The sequence below is a fragment of the Marinobacter fuscus genome, assembly GCF_003007675.1.
GTDB lineage: Bacteria > Pseudomonadota > Gammaproteobacteria > Pseudomonadales > Oleiphilaceae > Marinobacter > Marinobacter fuscus.
Genome location: NZ_PXNP01000085.1, coordinates 163,534 through 181,337, shown reverse-complemented (window position 1 = coordinate 181,337; position 17,804 = coordinate 163,534). Strand labels below are relative to the sequence as shown.

General features: G+C 58.7%; 17 protein-coding genes. 5 read left to right on the top strand and 12 right to left on the bottom strand.

All coding sequences use genetic code 11. The annotated features are described in order from the left end of the window. Positions 1 to 22: 22 nt before the first annotated feature. From C7H09_RS12145 to C7H09_RS19890, 9 genes are all read right to left on the bottom strand, one after another. The gene (locus C7H09_RS12145) at positions 23 to 448 is read right to left on the bottom strand and encodes a Na+/H+ antiporter subunit B (protein WP_106763019.1); all 426 of its coding nucleotides are present in this window, start codon (positions 446 to 448) and stop codon (positions 23 to 25) included. Further along, a complete protein-coding gene (locus C7H09_RS12140) occupies positions 445 to 2,754 on the bottom strand; it encodes a putative monovalent cation/H+ antiporter subunit A (protein WP_106763017.1) in 2,310 nt (769 codons plus the stop codon). Before C7H09_RS12140 ends, C7H09_RS12145 begins: the two co-directional genes overlap by 4 nt. Before the next feature lie 123 nt (positions 2,755 to 2,877). Further along, positions 2,878 to 3,210: a Na+/H+ antiporter subunit G gene (locus tag C7H09_RS12135; protein ID WP_106763014.1), complete on the bottom strand. Its 333-nt coding sequence runs from the start codon at positions 3,208 to 3,210 to the stop codon at positions 2,878 to 2,880. A 14-nt stretch (positions 3,211 to 3,224) separates the two neighbouring features. Further along, entirely contained in the window at positions 3,225 to 3,494 is a 270-nt protein-coding gene (locus tag C7H09_RS12130; protein WP_106763011.1) for a K+/H+ antiporter subunit F, read from the bottom strand. Then, a complete protein-coding gene (locus C7H09_RS12125) occupies positions 3,491 to 3,979 on the bottom strand; it encodes a Na+/H+ antiporter subunit E (protein WP_106763009.1) in 489 nt (162 codons plus the stop codon). Before C7H09_RS12125 ends, C7H09_RS12130 begins: the two co-directional genes overlap by 4 nt. Beyond that, positions 3,979 to 5,496 carry a monovalent cation/H+ antiporter subunit D gene (locus C7H09_RS12120; RefSeq protein WP_106763006.1) on the bottom strand — a complete coding sequence of 506 codons (1,518 nt, stop codon included), beginning with the start codon at positions 5,494 to 5,496 and terminating at the stop codon, positions 3,979 to 3,981. The genes C7H09_RS12125 and C7H09_RS12120 overlap by 1 nt, the downstream gene beginning before the upstream one ends. Then, a complete protein-coding gene (locus C7H09_RS12115; protein WP_106763004.1) occupies positions 5,493 to 5,861 on the bottom strand; it encodes a Na+/H+ antiporter subunit C in 369 nt (122 codons plus the stop codon). The genes C7H09_RS12120 and C7H09_RS12115 overlap by 4 nt, the downstream gene beginning before the upstream one ends. Then, the gene (locus C7H09_RS12110; RefSeq protein ID WP_106763001.1) at positions 5,861 to 8,662 is read right to left on the bottom strand and encodes a monovalent cation/H+ antiporter subunit A; all 2,802 of its coding nucleotides are present in this window, start codon (positions 8,660 to 8,662) and stop codon (positions 5,861 to 5,863) included. Before C7H09_RS12110 ends, C7H09_RS12115 begins: the two co-directional genes overlap by 1 nt. 380 nt (positions 8,663 to 9,042) lie before the next feature. Continuing rightward, positions 9,043 to 9,195, bottom strand: a complete 153-nt coding sequence (locus tag C7H09_RS19890) for a hypothetical protein (RefSeq protein ID WP_165794819.1) — start codon at positions 9,193 to 9,195, stop codon at positions 9,043 to 9,045. Between the two features lie 249 nt (positions 9,196 to 9,444). Here C7H09_RS19890 and C7H09_RS12105 point away from each other — a divergent pair, with 249 nt between their 5' ends. The 5 genes from C7H09_RS12105 (at position 9,445) to C7H09_RS12085 (ending at position 14,257) form a co-directional block, all read left to right on the top strand. Continuing rightward, a complete protein-coding gene (locus C7H09_RS12105) occupies positions 9,445 to 11,247 on the top strand; it encodes an acyl-CoA dehydrogenase (RefSeq protein WP_106762999.1) in 1,803 nt (600 codons plus the stop codon). Positions 11,248 to 11,359: 112 nt separating this feature from the next. Beyond that, positions 11,360 to 11,611: a hypothetical protein gene (locus C7H09_RS12100; RefSeq protein WP_106762996.1), complete on the top strand. Its 252-nt coding sequence runs from the start codon at positions 11,360 to 11,362 to the stop codon at positions 11,609 to 11,611. Between the two features lie 79 nt (positions 11,612 to 11,690). Next, positions 11,691 to 11,981 carry a hypothetical protein gene (locus C7H09_RS12095; RefSeq protein ID WP_106762994.1) on the top strand — a complete coding sequence of 97 codons (291 nt, stop codon included), beginning with the start codon at positions 11,691 to 11,693 and terminating at the stop codon, positions 11,979 to 11,981. Between the two features lie 224 nt (positions 11,982 to 12,205). Next, positions 12,206 to 13,846, top strand: coding sequence for a methyl-accepting chemotaxis protein (locus C7H09_RS12090; RefSeq protein WP_106762991.1), 1,641 nt, complete (start codon positions 12,206 to 12,208; stop codon positions 13,844 to 13,846). 51 nt (positions 13,847 to 13,897) lie between these two features. Beyond that, positions 13,898 to 14,257 carry a DUF4870 family protein gene (locus C7H09_RS12085; protein WP_106762988.1) on the top strand — a complete coding sequence of 120 codons (360 nt, stop codon included), beginning with the start codon at positions 13,898 to 13,900 and terminating at the stop codon, positions 14,255 to 14,257. A gap of 9 nt (positions 14,258 to 14,266) precedes the next feature. Here the strand turns inward: C7H09_RS12085 and C7H09_RS12080 are convergent, their stop codons facing one another. The 3 genes from C7H09_RS12080 to C7H09_RS12070 all read right to left on the bottom strand — a co-directional run bounded on the left by C7H09_RS12080 (position 14,267) and on the right by C7H09_RS12070 (position 17,800). Beyond that, complete coding sequence (locus C7H09_RS12080; protein ID WP_106762986.1) at positions 14,267 to 15,580, bottom strand: MFS transporter; 1,314 nt, start codon at positions 15,578 to 15,580, stop codon at positions 14,267 to 14,269. Between the two features lie 79 nt (positions 15,581 to 15,659). After that, positions 15,660 to 16,754, bottom strand: a complete 1,095-nt coding sequence (locus C7H09_RS12075; protein WP_106762984.1) for a DUF1513 domain-containing protein — start codon at positions 16,752 to 16,754, stop codon at positions 15,660 to 15,662. Positions 16,755 to 16,765: 11 nt separating this feature from the next. Continuing rightward, positions 16,766 to 17,800 carry an imelysin family protein gene (locus C7H09_RS12070; RefSeq protein WP_106762982.1) on the bottom strand — a complete coding sequence of 345 codons (1,035 nt, stop codon included), beginning with the start codon at positions 17,798 to 17,800 and terminating at the stop codon, positions 16,766 to 16,768. Positions 17,801 to 17,804: the final 4 nt, after the last annotated feature.

Here is a 17,804-nt window from a genome sequence, read left to right as displayed (position 1 = left end):
CCCTATGCAGCCAGTGTCTGGATTATTGCTCGACCTCCATCAGCCCGATCACAAAGGTCATCAGGGTGCCAAGAACCGCAAGGTAAACACCGATGTCGAATATCAGCACGGTGGATAATTTCAGATAGCCTTCGCCGGGCAGTGGTAACTGCCACCAGTGCGCGGTGAGCATCGGCTGGCCCGCTATCAAGGCTGGTATGGTTGACGCCAGGCCGAGTAGCAGGCCTGCCGCCAGTAAATCCTGTGGCTTGGCACGCAGTAGCTTGCGGGTGGAGTCGGCGCCGAAGGTGAAGGCGTAGAGCACAAAGGCACTGGCGGCCACCAGCCCGCCAATAAAGCCGCCGCCGGGTTCATTGTGGCCCCGCAGCAGCAGGAATGCCGAGAACATAAGTTGCAGTGGCATGATGGCCAGGGCTGCGGTTTGCAGAATCAGGGTGCTGGTTCTCATGGCTTCTGTTGATCCTCCGCCCTCAGTTTGAGCATGGAATAAACCCCAATCGCAGCCAGCCCGAGTACAAAGATCTCTCCCAGAGTATCCAGTTGCCGGAAGTCCACCAGAATCACGTTCACGATGTTGCGGCCCTGGGCCAGGGCGTAGCTGTTCTCGATAAAGAATGTGGAAATGCTCTCAAAATACCGGACGTCCAGCACCGCAAGCATCAGCAAGGCCATCACGCTACCGGCAAAGACGGCAACCGCCAGATCGCGATAGCGTTCCCAGGGTGTGGAGAGGTTCACGAACGGTGGCAGCTTGAACAGCACCAGAACCAGCAGGATCACGGTCAGGGTTTCCACCAGTAACTGGGTAATGCCCAGATCCGGCGCACTGAAATGGATAAAGGTAAGTGCTACGCCAAACCCCAGTACACCGACGGAAGCAACCGATGCCAGGCGGGATTGGGTGATGCAGGCAAATACTGTGGCAGCCACCACCAGCAAAGCGATGCCCCACTCGTAGAAGTAGCTGTCGGCAAGATCGAAGGCCAGGTCGATGTCGTATCGAAAGAGCAGGGTGTACCCCGTCAGGCCGAAGGTCACCAGCACCAAAATCAGCAGGTAGGTGCCCAGTACCCCGTTCTGCAGGCGCCGGGTTTGCCAACTGGCAAACTGTGCCAGCCCTTGCATAAAACCGAAGTACCCGGCCTCTGGCCCGCGCCGGGCCATGGTGCTGTTGAGCCGGTGCAGCCGGGGTTGCAGTTTAGGCCACTGATGAACCAGAACAGCACCCACAACCAGGCTGGCGGCAGACAGCATCAAAGGCACGTTAATTCCGTGCCAGAGTGCCAGCTTCGTCGCCACCGGGCTGCCGACACTGGCGGAGATGGCGGCATCAAGAATAAGGCTGGCGGGCAGGGCGGGCGCAACGCCGAAAATCAACGCCAGCAGGGCCAGGACTGCAGGGCCTGCAAGCATGGCCATGGGCGCCTCGTGAGGTTGTTTAGGCATTTTAACGGTAGCGCCGAAAAATGGTTTGATTACCAGCAGGCCTGCCACCGCGACCACCAGCATGGCGGAGAACAGTGTGGCCATTAGCAGCCCGGCAGACCACAGCGGCGACTGCAACAGAGCTTCCAGTAAAAGCTCTTTGGCAACGAAGCCGAACAGTGGTGGCAAACCCGCCAGGGATAAGGTGGCAAGCCCGGTGATGGCCGCGGTTAGGGGCATACTGTGCCGCAGGCCCCCCATGCGGGTGATGTCTTTGGTGCCGGTGGCGTGATCCAGAGCTCCGGCGAGCATGAACAGTGCGCCCTTGTAGAGCGAATGGGCCACCAGGAAGCAGACAAACGCAGTCAGCGCCAGTTCGGTGCCCACGCCGATCAGCAGGGTGAGGGTACCCAGTGCCATCACCGTGGAGTAGGCCAGCAGCTTTTTGATGCCGGTGTTGCTGTAGGCCAGATAGGCGCCGGTGATCATGGTCATGGTGCCAAACGCCATCAGAGTCCCGCTCCAGAGCAGGGTGTCGCCCATGGGTTCGTTGAGCCTGGCCAGCAGATAAACGCCCGCTTTTACCATAGTGGCAGAATGCAGGTAGGCAGAGACCGGTGTGGGCGCTGCCATGGCATTGGGCAGCCAGAAGTGGAATGGCCATTGGGCCGATTTGGTGAAGGCTCCAATCAAAATGCACACCAGCGCTGCGGTGTAATAGGGATGCTGGCTGATTAGGGTGCCGGACTCCAGAAGGCCAGAGAACGAATATTCGCCGGTAATTGTGCCCAGGAGAATCAGGCCTGCCAGCAGTGCAAGCCCACCGCCAGCGGTGACAAATAAGCCCTGCAGTGCGAATTTGCGGGCGTCGGCGTCTTCGTGGTGAAAGCCGATCAACAGGTAAGAGGTAATGCTGGTCAACTCCCAGAAGACGAAAAAGGTGATCAGGTTGTCGGCCAGCACCAGGCCCAGCATGGAGGCCATGAATGACAGCAGAATGACATAGAACCGGCCGAGATCCTTGTGGCCTTTCAGGTACGCGCCCGCATAAATCAGAATGAAAACGCCGATGCCGCTGATCAGCAGTGCGAAAACCAGCGACAAACCATCTACCAGGAAGTCGAGGGAGATATTCAGCCCGGGCATCCAGGGGTATTCGAGCAATAGCCGACCGCCGTTGCTAACCTCTGGCACCAGAGAGGCGAAATAGGCGGCAAGAAGTGCGGGAACCAGAGCCAGTACCCAGCCGATGTAGCTGCCCGCTAAACGGTTCAGTAACGGCACCAGGGCCGTGACCAGAAAACCGGATAGCACAGCCAATAGCATCATGGGCGCTGGCTCCTTTCAGGTTCGACTTGATGGGTTCTAAAAATCTTCGGTGTTATCGTGTCCCGTTTGTTTATGTACGGTTTTTTCTAAAAGTAGGCTCATTCAGCCGGAAACGCGAACCGCCTATTGATCCCAGGATTGTCCCCGGGTGTTCTTCGCGGTTTTTACCTGAAGGTGCATGGCGGCCTTGGCCAGAAAGTTGGCGCTGACCGGCGCAGTCATGAACAGAAACGCGGTAATCAGGATTTCTTCGATACCGATGTCCTGGCCCAGAGTGCTGAAATACAGTACCGAGCTGATCACGATGGCACCCACGCCCACGGTGGTGGCTTTGGTGGGGCCATGGAGCCGGGTGTAGAAGTCCGGCAGGCGGGCCAGCCCGATGGCGCCGATCAGGGTAAAAACACCGCCGACAATCAGCAGGGCAGAAATGGCGTATTCGGTGAAAGGGGTCATATCGATACTCCGGATTATTCGATCACACTGCCGCGTTTGAGGTATTTCGCCATGGCGACCGTGCCCACGAATCCCATCACGGCAATCAGCAACGCTGATTCCAGGTACATACGGGTTTTCAGTGCAATACCGAGCAGAATAATCAGGGCAATGGCGTTGATGTAGAGGGTGTCGAGCGCCAGTACCCGGTCGGGAGAATCGGGGCCTTTCACCAGGCTGTACACGTTCAGCACGGTGGCCAGCGTTACCATGGCGATGGTCAGGTAGAGCGCAGTCTGCATCATTGAAACATCTCCAGCAAAGGCTTCTCGTAGCGGTTGCGAATGGCGTCGATCACCTCCTGATCGTTCTCCGCATCCAGCGCGTGAATCAGCAGCAGTTTGTTGTCATCGCTTACGTCGGCACTTACGGTGCCGGGGGTCAGAGAGATGGTACTGGCCAGAATACTGATGGCGAGTGGGTGTTCCAGCTCCAGTGGATAGCAAATGAATGCCGGGCGTGGCTGCCCCGGGCTGAGAATCAGTTTGGCCACCTCTACGCTCGCCACCACAATGTCCCAGAGCACCCTGAGTACGAATGCAGGCGCGCGCCAAGCTTTAATGAAGGCTGGCGGGTCGGGCCAGAAGCTCCGGGTCATCTGGGGTATGCCCCAGGCCAGAATCAGGCCCAGAACCAGACTGCCGCCGCTGATGCCGTCACTCAAAAACTGCCAGGTAACGAACAGGGTAAGGCTCAGCCAGGGTTGTGGAAAACGCAGTCGATCCAGCATCAGTTATCCTCCCCGATCATGGGGGTCTGCAAGATTTCAATGTAGGCGTTGGTGTTGTGAAGCTGCGCCGCTGTGGCATCGGTATAACGTGTGATCGGGCCTGCGAATGCCACAATCAGCACGGTCATGGCGGTCAGGCCACCGGCCGCCACGGAAATCCGGCCAGTCAGAGGCTCCGGGGTTTGCAGGTGGCCATCCACCGTACGCCAGAACACAATGCTGCCAGCACGACTGTACGCCACCAGGGTCAGGAAACTCCCGGTGAGCAGCACCGACCACAGCCAGGCCATGTCGGCGCCGGACTCTACGGATTTCAGAATCAGCACCTTGCCGAAAAAGCCGCTGAGTGGCGGCAAACCGGCGGCGGCTACCGCTCCTACCATGAACAGTACACTCAGGAAGGTACGATTGCGCATTTTCGGTGCGGTAATGATCCGGTCGTCGGCGGTGCCCCGTTGGTGCGCCACCAGTTCCGACGCCAGAAACAGCCCGCCCACCGTCCAGGTGGTGCTGAGTAGATAGAACAGGGCAGCCGACAGGCCCGCTTCTGAGCCCAGCGCGATGGGGGCAAGCAGTGTTCCGACCGAGATAATCACTTGCCAGGCCACCAGTGTTTTCAGGCTGCCTGCACCCAGTGCCCCGATGACGCCCATGGACAGGGTGGCCAGGGCGATGGGGAACAGCCAGTCCATGCCGAGAAAGGCCAGGGCACCCGCACTTTCCCCAAACACCAGCAGATAGACCCGCAAAATGGCGTAAATACCCACTTTGGTCATAACCGCAAACAGGGCCGCCACCGGCGCAGTGGCTTTGGCATAGGCCCGGGGCAGCCAGAAACACAGAGGCAGAATGGCAGCCTTGAGGCCGAACACCACCAGCAGCATCATGCCACCCGCCTTCACAATATTGAGGTTGTCTCCGCTGACCTGTGCCACCTTCACTGCCAGATCGGCCATGTTGAGGGTACCGGTCACGCTGTAAATCATGCCGACACTGATCAGGAACACCGCCGAGCCAATCAGGTTGAGTACCACATAGTGAAGGCCGGGAACGGTTCTGACGGTACCACCGCCATGCATCAGCAGGCCATAGGAGGCAATCAGCAGCACCTCGAAGGCGACGAACAGGTTGAACAGATCGCCGGTCAGGAAGGCAATGTTCAGGCCCATCAGCTGGAACAGGAACAGGGCATGGAACTGCCGGTTGCCCTCATCGGCGCCACCAATGGCGAACAGGTGGCAGAACAGCGCAAGCACCGCCGTCAGAATCAGCATCAGGGCAGCCAGGCGATCCAGTACCAGCACGATGCCGAACGGTGGTTGCCAGTTACCAAACGCGTAGATCCGGTAGCTGCCGTCGTCTGCCAGTATCAGCAGCACAATGGTAGACACCAGCATAAGTACGGTGGTTGCCAGGGCCAGGGTGCGGCGCAGGCTGATTGGGGCGTAACCCATCAGGGCCTGCAGAATGCCACCCAGTAGGGGGATCAGAATCGGAGCGGTAAGCCAATGGTTCATTTACCGGTAACCTCCTCTTCGTGCTCCGGTGCTGGCGATTTGTAGGGCTTTTTCCCATCCACATGGTCATCTTCGTTGTCGGCGAGGTTTCTCAGCGACATCACCACCAGGAACGCGGTCATGGCAAAGCCGATAACGATAGCAGTCAGCACCAGTGCCTGGGGCAGGGGGTCGGCATAGCCGGCAGAGCTGCCGATAATCGGTTGCTGGCCGGTGGACAGGCGGCCAGTCGCGAACAGAAACAGGTTTACTCCGTAAGACAGCAGGGTAAGCCCTACCACCACGGGAAAGGTTCGGGCCCGCAACAGCAGGTAAACGCCAGAGGCCGTCAGGGAACCTATGATCAGTGCAAAAACAAGTTCCATTATGCTGCCCCTCGTTTGCTCTTGATGGCTGAATGCGGAGACACCCGGCCGATACTGACCAGTGCCAGCAAAGTGGCACCGATGACGGTCAGATAAACGCCCAGGTCAAAGACCAGCGCTGAGGCCACCTCGAATTTGCCCACCACCGGCCAGGTCAGATATCCGAACGTGGAGGTCAGGAAGGGGTAGCCAAATGCCAGGCTGCCCGCACCGGCTACGGTTGCGAACAGCAGGCCCAGGCCAATGAGGTTATGATATTTGAACGGCACCCGATCCTGAGTCCACTCCATGCCGCTGGCGATGTACTGCAGAATCAGCGCAACCGAGGTGATCAGCCCGGCAATAAAGCCGCCGCCGGGCAGGTTGTGCCCCCGCAGGAAAATAAAGGCCGACACCATCAGGGCCAGGGGCAACATGGGCCGGGCAATCAGGCGCAGCATCAGCGGATAGGCGTCTCGCGACCAGGCATGGCCCTCGCCATCACTGGGTGGCGGAGTCAGCGGCGTATTCTTCAAAAGGGCATAGATGCCCAGCGCCGCAATGGCCAGAACCGTGATTTCGCCCAGGGTATCGAAGCCACGGAAATCCACCAGAATGACGTTAACCACGTTGGTGCCGCCACCGCCGGGTTTGCTGTTCGCCAGGAAAAACTCGGAAATGGAGCTAAATGGCTGGGTCAGCATCGCCAGGGTGATCAGTGTCATGCCGGCACCGGCGACCAGCGATAGGCTGATGTCCCGCAGTCGGCGGCGCAGTGGCGTTTCGATGGGCGTCCAGGAGGGCATGTAATACAGTGCCAGCATCAACAGAACAATAGTGACAACCTCCACCGACAACTGAGTCATCGCCAGATCCGGTGCCGAGAAGCGAGCAAACGCCAGAGCCACAATCAGCCCCACCACACTTAGCAGCACCAGCGCATAGAAGCGCTCTCGGTGCACCACAGCAGTGGCCAGCGCGCAGGCCACCAGTACCACTGCGGCGATGGCCGTGGGCCAATCCACCGGGCTAAGCCCGCGCTCACCCACAAAAATGCCAAGATCCAGCAAGGGCATGGCGGCGACCGCCAAGACACTCACCACCAGCAACATGACGTAGCGCTGTAACGAGCCGTTTTCGATCTGCGAGGTAAAGCTGTTGGCTTTCTCGACAATGCGCAGCACCACAGCCTCGAACACGGCCTTTTCATCGATTTCGCGGAACCGGGCGTGAAACGCAAAGAACTTCTTGCGCTGGCTGTACATGACCAGGCCGCCTGCAAAGGCCACGAAGCTCATAATCAGAGGCAGGTTGAAGCCATGGATGACTGCCAGCTGGAAGTCCGGCAACTCGCCCCCGAGGGTAGCGCCCGCGGCTGCATTGAGCAGGGGGCCGACGGAAATAGCCGGGAACATACCTACCATCACACAGGCAAACACCAGTATTTCCACCGGAATCTTCATGTACCGTGGCGGTTCATGGGGCGGATAGATCGGCAGGTTCTTGGGTTTGCCGTTAAAAAAGACGTCGTGAATAAACCGGGCCGAATAGGCCACCGCAAAGATACCGGCCAGAGTCGCCACAATCGGTGGCAGCCAGGCCCAGAGCCCTGGCAGGTTCAGCTCGAGCGACTCGGCAAAGAACATTTCTTTACTGAGGAAGCCGTTCAGCAGCGGTACCCCCGCCATGGACGAAGCCGCCACCATGGCCAGAGTGGCGGTATGGGGCATGTAACGCCAGAGGCCATTGATCCGGCGCATATCCCGGGTGCCGGTCTCGTGGTCGATGATCCCTGCCGCCATAAACAGCGAAGCTTTAAAGGTGGCGTGGTTAATTACATGGAACACCGCTGCCACCGCTGCCAGCTCTGTACCCATGCCAAACAGCAGGGTGATCAGCCCCAGATGACTGACCGTAGAATGCGCCAGCAGGCCTTTGAGGTCGTGCTTGAACATGGCCGTGTAGGCGCCGATCAGCAGGGTGGCCATGCCGGTAAAGCTGACCATGTAGAACCACTGCTCGGTACCCGCCAGCGCCGGGTACAAGCGGGCCATCAGGAACACGCCTGCCTTGACCATGGTGGCCGAGTGCAGGTACGCCGAGACCGGCGTAGGCGCCTGCATGGCATGGGGCAGCCAGAAATGGAACGGGAACTGGGCGGATTTGGTAAAGGCCCCCAGCAGAATCAATGACAATGCCACCGGGTACATACTGTGATTCTTGATCAGGTCACCGGCCGCCAGCACGTCGTCCAGCTCAAAACTGCCCACGATGTTGCCAACAATAAGAATGCCCGCCAGCAGCGCCAGCCCCCCACCGCCGGTAACCGCCAGTGCCATCCGGGCGCCCCGCCGGGCGTCCTGTTTATGGTTCCAGAAGCTGATCAGCAGGAAGGAGGTCAGGCTGGTGAGTTCCCAGAAAATCAGCATTAGCAGCAGGTTGCCAGACAGCACGATACCGAGCATGGAACCCTTGAAGCACAGCAGCAGGGCGTAAAATTTTCCGATGTTTTCGGCCGGTTTCAGGTAATAGCGGGCATACAGAATAATCAGCAGGCCGATCACCAGAATCAGCAGGGCAAACAACAGTGCCAGGCCGTCCAGGCGGAAGCTGAAAGAGATGCCAATGGCTGGCAGCCATTCGTAGCTGTGCAGAACGGTGCCGCCTGTGGCCAGGGTTTCCCAATGGGGGAACAGGGCGGCCAGAGCCACCAGCGCAGGCACAGACGACGCGATGGCGATGGCCGTGCGCCCACCCTGAGCGAACAGGGGCGCCGCAATAGCCCCTAAAAATGGCAGAAATACAACCAGCGGTAGCGACATCGCAACCTCGTTATCGGTGTTCTTACGGGTGATGGGTAAAGATGTTTACCCGTCAGAGTCTAGCTGTCGGACAGGGTCCGTGCATGGAACCTTTCTATGGCGAACTTGCCATGGCAGAAATGCCGGGCATCAGCCTGGGAAAGGAGGATCCGGGAAATAGGGGAGTCGCCCCCGCTGCAAGCAGATGTCAGCGGTCTGGGGCCTTGTTGGCGAGTCTTTGCAGCCGTGGGACCTTGCGGTCATGGTTGCTCCGTCAGTCAAACTTGAGAAATGATAATACGTGGCCTTCTGGCAAGGTCAAGTCAACTGGCCGATTCTGTTATCAAAAAAGTCACCCGGATGCGCGTTTTGTCACTTCCGGGCGTTGTTGTTCACTACCCTTAACGGGCGGACTTTATGGCGCTGAAAATGGCCCTAGCTTCCGCCTCCAGAACCTGGCAATGCAGGCTGTTACCCTGTTGATTGGCCTGGGCCAGCTGCTTCAGCTTCATGTTGTACAGCCGGTTCAGCATTTCTGCCTGATTCGATTTCATGGGCGCTTTCATCGAAACTACCTCCCCGAAGGGCTAAAACTGTCAATGGTTTTTACGTACTGCGGCAAAAAAACGCCTTCATAACAGTTTGATGCATAAGCCGGGCCATAGGAACGATACCAAAGGTGGAGATCAATCCCTCTTTGGATGGAATAGGGCAAAAAGAGATCCGGATCAGAAAGTTCGCAAGGGCAATTTCAACCGCCCCGCTGCTTGTGAGACGCTTGCGACAGACACAGGAGAGAATCAATGACAGACACGCTGATTGACCGCCGGGATCTCGCGTTCCAGCTTTACGAAGTGATGAATACCCAAGCTCTGATTGAACGTGCGCGTTTTAGTGAACACAGTAAAGAGACCTTTGATGCGGTGATTGAAACGGCTGACAAGATGGCTAGAGAAAAATTTGCCAGCCACAACAGTGCCGCCGACAAGAACGAGCCAGCGTTTGTCGATGGCCAGGTGGAAATGTTGCCAGAAGTCAAAGAGGCTTTTGAAGCCTACGCCGGGGCGGGCTTTCTGGCGGGCCGTTTCGATTACGAACTGGGCGGCATGCAATTGCCGGAGTCGGTGATGGCGGCCTGCAACGGCTTCTTTACCGCCGCCAATCCGGGCACAGCCGGATATCCGTTTCTTACCACCGCCGCCGCCAACCTGATCCGCGTGTTCGGCAGTGACGAGCAGCGTAACCGTTTTCTGCCGCACATGCTTAGCGGCCGTTACACCGGCACCATGGCGCTGACCGAGCCCCATGCCGGTTCCAGCCTGGCGGATATCCGCACCTCGGCGACGCCCACCGATGACGGCCATTATCTGATCAAGGGCGCGAAAATCTATATTTCCGGTGGTGAGCAGAGCATCACGGAGAACATTGTGCACATGGTACTGGCCAAGATTAAAGGTGCACCGCCCGGTGTTAAAGGTATCTCTCTGTTTATCGTTCCCAAATTCCGGGTGGACGACGAAGGCAATCCCGGTGATCGCAATGGCGTAAGCCTGGCCGGACTGATTCATAAATTGGGTTACCGGGGCACCACCAGTACCGCCCTGAGTTTTGGCGACGACGCGCCATGCCATGGCTTTCTGGTGGGCGAGCCTCATCAGGGGCTGAAATACATGTTCCAGATGATGAACGAAGCCCGCGTGGGGGTGGGTTTTGGCGCGGCGGTGATCGGCTACCGCGGCTATATGCACAGCCTGGAGTATGCCAAAGACCGGCTGCAGGGGCGTAAAACCAGCGAAAAAGACCCTGAAAGCCCGCAAGTGCCCATTATTGACCATGCCGATGTCCGTCGGATGCTGCTGGCCCAGAAAGCCTACAGCGAGGGCGGGCTGGCGCTGTGCCTGTTTGGTGCCCGGCTGATGGATGACCAGCACACTCACCCGGATGCCCAGAAGCGTTTGGAGGCGGGTAAATTGCTGGATCTGTTGACCCCGGTGATCAAGGCCTGGCCGTCCGACTATGGCACCCGGGCCAACGATCTGGCGATTCAGGTTTACGGTGGCGCAGGCTATACCAGGGAGTACCCTGTGGAGCAGTGCTGGCGGGACAATCGCCTGAATCCGATTCATGAGGGCACCAACGGCATACAGGCGCTGGATTTGCTGGGGCGCAAGATCTGGCAGGATCAGAGCCATGGTCTGCAGCTGTTGTTGCAGGAGATGCAGGCGGATTTGCAGGCGGCGAATACCGAGCGCTGCCAGCAATGGGCGCTGTCGCTGAGTGAAACCTTGCAGCAGGCGGTGAAAGTGACCCAGAGCCTTGGCAAATCGCTGATGGCCGGAAAGGCCGACGAAACCCTGGCCAATGCCAGCTGCTATTTGCACCTGTTCGGTCATATTGTGGTGGCTTGGATGTGGCTGCGGCAGGCGAATGTGGCAGCGGGGGCGCTGGTGTCTGCGAACAGTGATGCCGAGCGGAATTTCTATCAGGGCAAGTTGCAGGCGGCCCAGTACTTCTTCCATTGGGAGCTGCCCACGGTTGCGCAGGATCTGGTACTGCTGCGAAACCAGGATGACACTTGCCTGAAAATGAAGCCCGAGTGGTTTTAAGTGCGGCGTTTGTGCGGTTGTTCGTGGTCAGTGGCGAATTTCCGATCACTGGTCCAGACTTCCTGCTGACACCAGAAGCAGTCACCAACAACAAGAACAGGGAAGCGCTGCCATGAACGCCTCACATTCATCTCCGGCCACCATGCCGTGGCATCTACAGAAACGTCTGCAGGAATACGCCAGAAGCCTGAAACTCGCGGAGATTATTTACACCGATGCCACCGGGCAGGTGTGTGTTGTACATGGCATTGTGCGAGAAGTATTAAGCCGGGCCGGGCGGGATTTTCTGATACTGGAAAAGGGGCAAATGGTGGCGGCGGACCATATCATCATGATCGACGGAGAACGGCTAACAAAAGCGTAATCGCCGGGTAATTGCTATTAAACACCCGGGACTTTTATCCTGAACGTGTTCTGAAACTTAATCGACAAAGGGACACGTTATGAATAAGTTTACGTTGAGTGCGCTTGCGCTGGTCATGTCGCTTGGGCTTGCGGCCTGCAGCTCCGAGGATGAGGGTGTGGATTTCGAGCAGGCGGGTGAGAACGCGGGCGAAATCGTTGATGACGCGGCTAACGCAACCGAGGAAACCTGGGAGGAAGCCACCGGACAGGATGAAGGGGTGATGGGCGAACTCCGTGAAGGGGCTGAAAATGCCGGAGAGGAGTTGAACGATGCTGCCGAAGCCGCCGGTGATTCCATTGAAGAAGGCTACGACGAAGTAACCAAATAAGGTAACCCACGACCTCCGTGAACGGTTGCCATTTGCATCCAGGCTGACCATACATCAAAGCCCGCTCCGGTTGTTCCCGGGCGGGCTTTTTTCGATTCAGGTTTCAGGTTTGGGGCCGATAACCCACTAAAGTACAGGTTCCTAACCCGTCGTATTTCTTTACTCTCTTGATTGGCCTGAGTTAACAAGATGTATGTGTCAGAAATAATAATGATGAGGGCACCATGGGGTTACTCGATCGAAAGGTCCTGTTGTGGGGCGCAGGTATTTCCGTTGTTGCTTGCCTGTTGGGCGTTGCGATGTCGATGATCACGGGGCTGGATACGGCCGCGCTGTTGATAGGGTTAATATTAGGGCTGGCGATAGCCACCGGGTTTCTGGTGGTACGCGTGCTCGCGCCATTTGAACGGAGCCTTTCCGCTCTTGAAGACCGCTCGCTGCCGGAACACGATCCGTTACAAACCCGCTGTTCGGGGATACTTGCAGATGCCAGGGCTGGGCGGGCCTTGATCGATACCCTGTCGGAAAGTGCTGACCTCAATGCGATTTCGGCGGCGGAGGTGTCTTTTGCAGCTGACCAGGTGAAGCGTCGGCTGGATCAACAGGTCGCTGAGACTGCACAGATGGCAGACCACGCCCGGCAGATTCTGGATACCGTTCGGGAATCTTCGGAGCAGGCCACCGACGCGGCCACGATGGCGCTGCAGAATCGGGAAGTCAGCGTTGAAGGCCGTCAGGCGTTGCTGGCTGCGATTGAAAGTGTTCGCCTGGTACACCAGCAGTCCTCAGAGAACCTCGCATTGATTCAGGCGCTGAATGAAAAATCCGGCAGGATTCAGGGCGTGACCAGCACGATTCATGGCATCGCTGAACAAACCAACCTGTTGGCACTGAACGCGGCCATTGAGGCAGCACGGGCAGGGGAGCAGGGCCGGGGGTTTGCAGTGGTTGCCGATGAAGTGCGGCAGCTGGCGGGAAGGACCGCCCAGGCCACCAGCGAGGCCGCACAGACACTGGATGAAATCCAGAGCGACACCCGCCTGATCGTGACCCGTATTGAAGACCTGGCGCAAACAGTAGAGGCCGGCCTGGCCTCGGTCGAGAGCGTTGGCGGCCAGCTCGATCAGATTCGGGATCAGTCCGACCGGGTGCAGCAGCAGGTGGCCCGAATTGCTGAGATCGATCAGGCGAACGAGCACAGTCTGGCACAGGTATTCACCGGCATTGAGGCAGTGCGGGATCACATCTCGGAGAGCGAGCACAGTGTGGCATCGCTGGCCCGTCAGGCGGCGACACTGATGGAGCTTGCCGAGGTGGCCAATGCGGCTTTCGCTCTTAACAGTGAAGAAAGTTACCATCGCCGCTTTTACGATAAGGCCCGGGAGGGCGCCGCCCGGATTGGCCAGTTATTCGAGCAGGCTCTCCGTGAGCAGGCGCTGACCGACGCTGCTTTGTTCGACAAACAGCGCAAACCTGTTCCGGGTACAGACCCTCAGCAGTATGCCAGCAGTTTCGACCGCTTCACTGACCGTGCGCTGCCTGCCATTCAGGAGCCGATCAACAAGTCGGACGATGCGATCGTATTTGCCATCGCCTGTGCTCCTGATGGCTACGTGCCAACCCATAACCAGGCCTTCGCCCATCCGCCCACCGGTAATCGTGAGGTGGATCTGGTGAAAAGCCGCAGTAAGCGCCTGTTCAATGACCGCACGGGTATTCGCTGTGGCAGCCATACGGAATCGATGCTGTTGCAAACCTATCGGCGGGACACCGGCGAAATCATGCACGATGTCTCGGTGCCGATTTTCGTGAACGGCAAGCATTGGGGGGGCTTCCGGATCGGCTATCAGCCCGCAGGACATTAGCCACCGGCTGTGTTGTAATTATCCGGCTATCACACTTTTGGGGAGTGCAGGATGCAAGATTCCGAATTTATTCCGGCAGATCGCGACCAGCGGCAGTCCAGCCCCGCCAGAAACCTGGCGGTGGTGGTCTACATTCTGCAGGGACTGTCGTTTTTCCTGGGTGGCATCACCGCCCTGGTGGGCGTGATCATTAACTATGTCAAGCTGGACGAGGTGCGGGGCAGCTGGATAGAACCTCACTTCCGCTGGCAGATACGCACGTTTTGGATAGGCTTGTTATGGACGGTGATCGGGATCCTGACCACCATGCTGATTGTGGGTTGGTTCATCCTGTTGGGCATCGCGATCTGGGTCATCTACCGCATCGTCAAAGGGGCGCTGGCCCTGAACGACGGCAAAACACCGGAGTGATGGCTCCGGTCAGTCTTCCGTAACCTCTTCCAGCCGGAGTGCGCTCAGCATTCCGGCGAAGCCCATCAATCCCAGCACCAGAATCACCGCTATATCTGAAATCAGTGAAATCGCTGCGGTAAGCGCACCGGTTACCAGCAACAACAGCCCGATGACGGTGTTGCTGACCGCGGTGTAGTCGGTGCGTTTGTTGCCTCCCGCCATATCCACCAGATAGGTTTTCCGGCCCAGGCGCACGCCCGCGTGGGCAATACTCAGTACGAAAAATGCGATTGGGTAGAACCAGGCGCCACCAAAGCCGGGCCCAAGTGTTAACGCAAGCAGGCCTACCACCAGGCAGATACCGCTGGCCATAGCGGCGCCGCGAATAATAACCCGGCGGCTGGAGGTGTCGGCGGCCCATCCCCAGAAGCTGGCGCTGAGGGAACTGGCAAGGCTGCTGGCGAGCAGGAATACTCCGAGCATCCAGCCAATATCGGCTTCCTGCTGTGCCAGCACGACAAAGTAGGGTGAGGCCAGAGCGGAGCAGAGTAACAGCGCCCGGGTGATGACAAAATGCCGGAACGGAGGGTCGTCCCGCAACAGCGACAGGCTGCGGAAGGCCTCGTTGATGGCGTTGCCGCCGCCTCCGGTTTCGCCGGGATACTCTTCAACATTGGCAAAGAGAAAGCCGGCAATCAGCCAGAGGCCCGCTGCCAATAACAGCAGGGTGGTGTAAAACGCCAGGCTCGGATCGCCGCGATCCCAGAACAACAGGCCGGTGAGTACCACGGTTGCCGTGCCGCCGATGGTGGAGGCAAGCCCGGACAAGCGGCCACGGCGGGTTTTCGGAATGCATTTGCCCTGAACGTCTTTCATGGCCACCGAGCAGAACCCCCGGGACAGCGAAAACACGATCAGAGCGATGACGATACCGCTGCCAGCCGCGTAACCGTCCAGGAACCAGACGCTGGCGGCCATGGCTGCTACGCTGATGGCCTGGCCGAAGCTGCCCAGCGTCCAGAACCATTTGCGAACGGCTTTGCGGCGCACCCAGGCGGCAATCACCATCTGCGGCACCATCGACCCGGATTCGCGGATCGGCACTAGCCAGGCCACCAGCGCCGGTGCCCCTACTGCGCTCATCAGCCAGGCCAGCACCGTTTTCGGGCTGATCAGCAGATCTCCCAGCTTGGTGAGTACGTTACTGAACAGAATCAGGAAGAAGTTGCGGGGTACCTCCTGGCAGGCTTCTTCCGGGATGTCCTTGCAGACCCGGGCATCTTCCTCGTTTGCGATCAGGCCGTAAAGCTGTTCGATGGTGTCCCGTCTGGTTGCTGACAAAGCGCCGTCCTCTGGAAAGTTTTGCCAAGCATACCAGCAAGCACGGCTGCCATTAACCCGGTTGATAAGGGCCGGGGGATCAGACCAGATGGTGATCCCAGTAAACCGGCAGGCTGGCAAGCTTTCGGGCAGGTTGTGCGGCGCCCAGCTGAACCAGTTGGCCCTGGCCGGAGGAGATTAGAAAGTCACCGCCCGCCAAAGCCTGAATACCGGCACAATCGGTGATACTGGCGCGGTTGACCAGTTCCCCGGTACTGCCCCGGAAAATGATGGCGGTGCCGCCCACCGGTGAGGCCGCGGCCACCAGGTCGTTATCCGGATGAGCAATCACGCTGGCGATGTAGTTGGCGAGGGCGGCCTGGGTGTCATCATCAAACCGGTATTCCCGCAATGCCCCGTTTTCCAGCCTTGCCAGCAGCGCCGGGCGTTCGTACAACGGGCCCTGATATTGATAGGCCACGTAGACTTTGCCTGAAGGGCTGACATCAACATGGCGCGCACTCTGCTGATGATGGCGCGGCGCCAGGCGAGCCAGTACCTGGCCATTGTGCCGATCCAGCAGCAACAGGGCCGGTTTCATGGTGCTGAGATTGAGTTTGATGCGGTCGTAGTCCGGGTGGGTAAGGATGCCCCCCAGGCCGACCACCAGTGTGTGTCCGTCCGGGTGCAGGGTAATCTGATGGGGCCCGGTGCCTCCAAGATCGAAGGTGTTCACCCGCCGATAATCCCGCTCGGCGTCGTACACGGCAACCATGCCCTGGCCTTGCTCGTAGCGGCTCGCGGTGGCGTACAGCCAGCGGCCATCGGGTGAGAACACACCGTGGCCAACGAAGTGTTCTCCTTCGTCAGCTTTGATCTGATAAAGGCGCTTACCGGTGTTGCCGTCAAATACGTAAAACGACCAGCCGGGGCGGCGCTCGAAAAACAGAATGTCGCCGTGAGCCGGCCGGTTGCAGCCGCTGTGGCAACGGGTGGCAACCGGAGATTGCCAGAGTATCTGGCCGGAGCGGCCGAACGCGCTTACGCCAAAACTGCCATCGGGCAGGCCCACGGCACCGGAATACCGGGCAGGTTGCGGGCCGGATTTTTGCGGCAGCAGGGAGCAGCCACTCAGAGTAATACCCAGGCCCCCGGCCAGGGTTGCCTGTAAAAATTGCCTGCGATCAAGCGCCATGATTTGTGCCCTTAGTCGCCGTCACTGGAGTTAAACCCTCGCACCACACCCAGTGCCACGGCGGCTTCGTTGTTCACCATGGTTGCCAACTGCGACACATCCACATACAGGCTCTGAATCACCCGGAACTGATCGTCCTGCTGGATGGCGGTGGTCATGGGCAGGTCAGCAACCGGGAAATTTTCCAGTACCTCGTCAAACTGTTTTTGGATGCGGCCAGCCAGGGCGGCGTGTTCCTCGGCGGTCAGCAGAGTCGTCAGCCCCGGCAGGAATCGTTGCTTGAGGCCGGTAACGGTGGCTTCGACGGCTTTCATGCTCTGGCCGCTGCGCCAGGCATCGGTGATGTAGGCATTGCGTTTGCCATTGCCCCGTAACCCCATGGGCTGGGCCAAACGACGTTCTTCCAGAATCTCCAGTGCCCCCATGCCTGCCCGGATGGTGGCATCCCGATAGGCGTCGGTGTCCAGATAGCGGGATTCGAAGCTGCGCCAGTTTGCCGCAAGGGTTTCACTATTACTGCGAAGGTGTTGGGAAACGGCCTGGAGCAGGTTGCAAGCACCGCTGGCGGGGAGTGCATGGTCAGAGTTGAGATGCCGGGTGTCGTACAACAGGTATTCCAGCATCGGGAAACCCTGAACCGCGACCCCGGACTGCGCAACCTGTTCGGTGGTGACGGGCTGTTCCATACCCATCAGGGCATTCGCTTTTTTGGCAATCAGGTTCTTCGGGTCTGGCCAGAACTGGAATTGCCAGGACAGATTGTTCTGTTCCACCGGCCCGAAATCCACGAAGCGAACCTGCTGCCAGGCCAGAAAGGCCCGCTGCCAGGCCTTGTTCAGCGTGGTTCGGTTGCTGTCGTTGGCGGTAGTGCAATAGTCATCGGCTGCGGATTGCAGTTGCCCGGATGCCACTGCCAGGGCCTGATACCCCTCGCCAATGGCCTGATGCCATTGCTGCCTGGCCTGTCGGTCGGCGGTGCCTGCAAGCGCCAGGGAGCTGCAAAGGGCGAGGGCCGATGCGCAAAGGATTCGGGTCATCGTGTGCATGGCG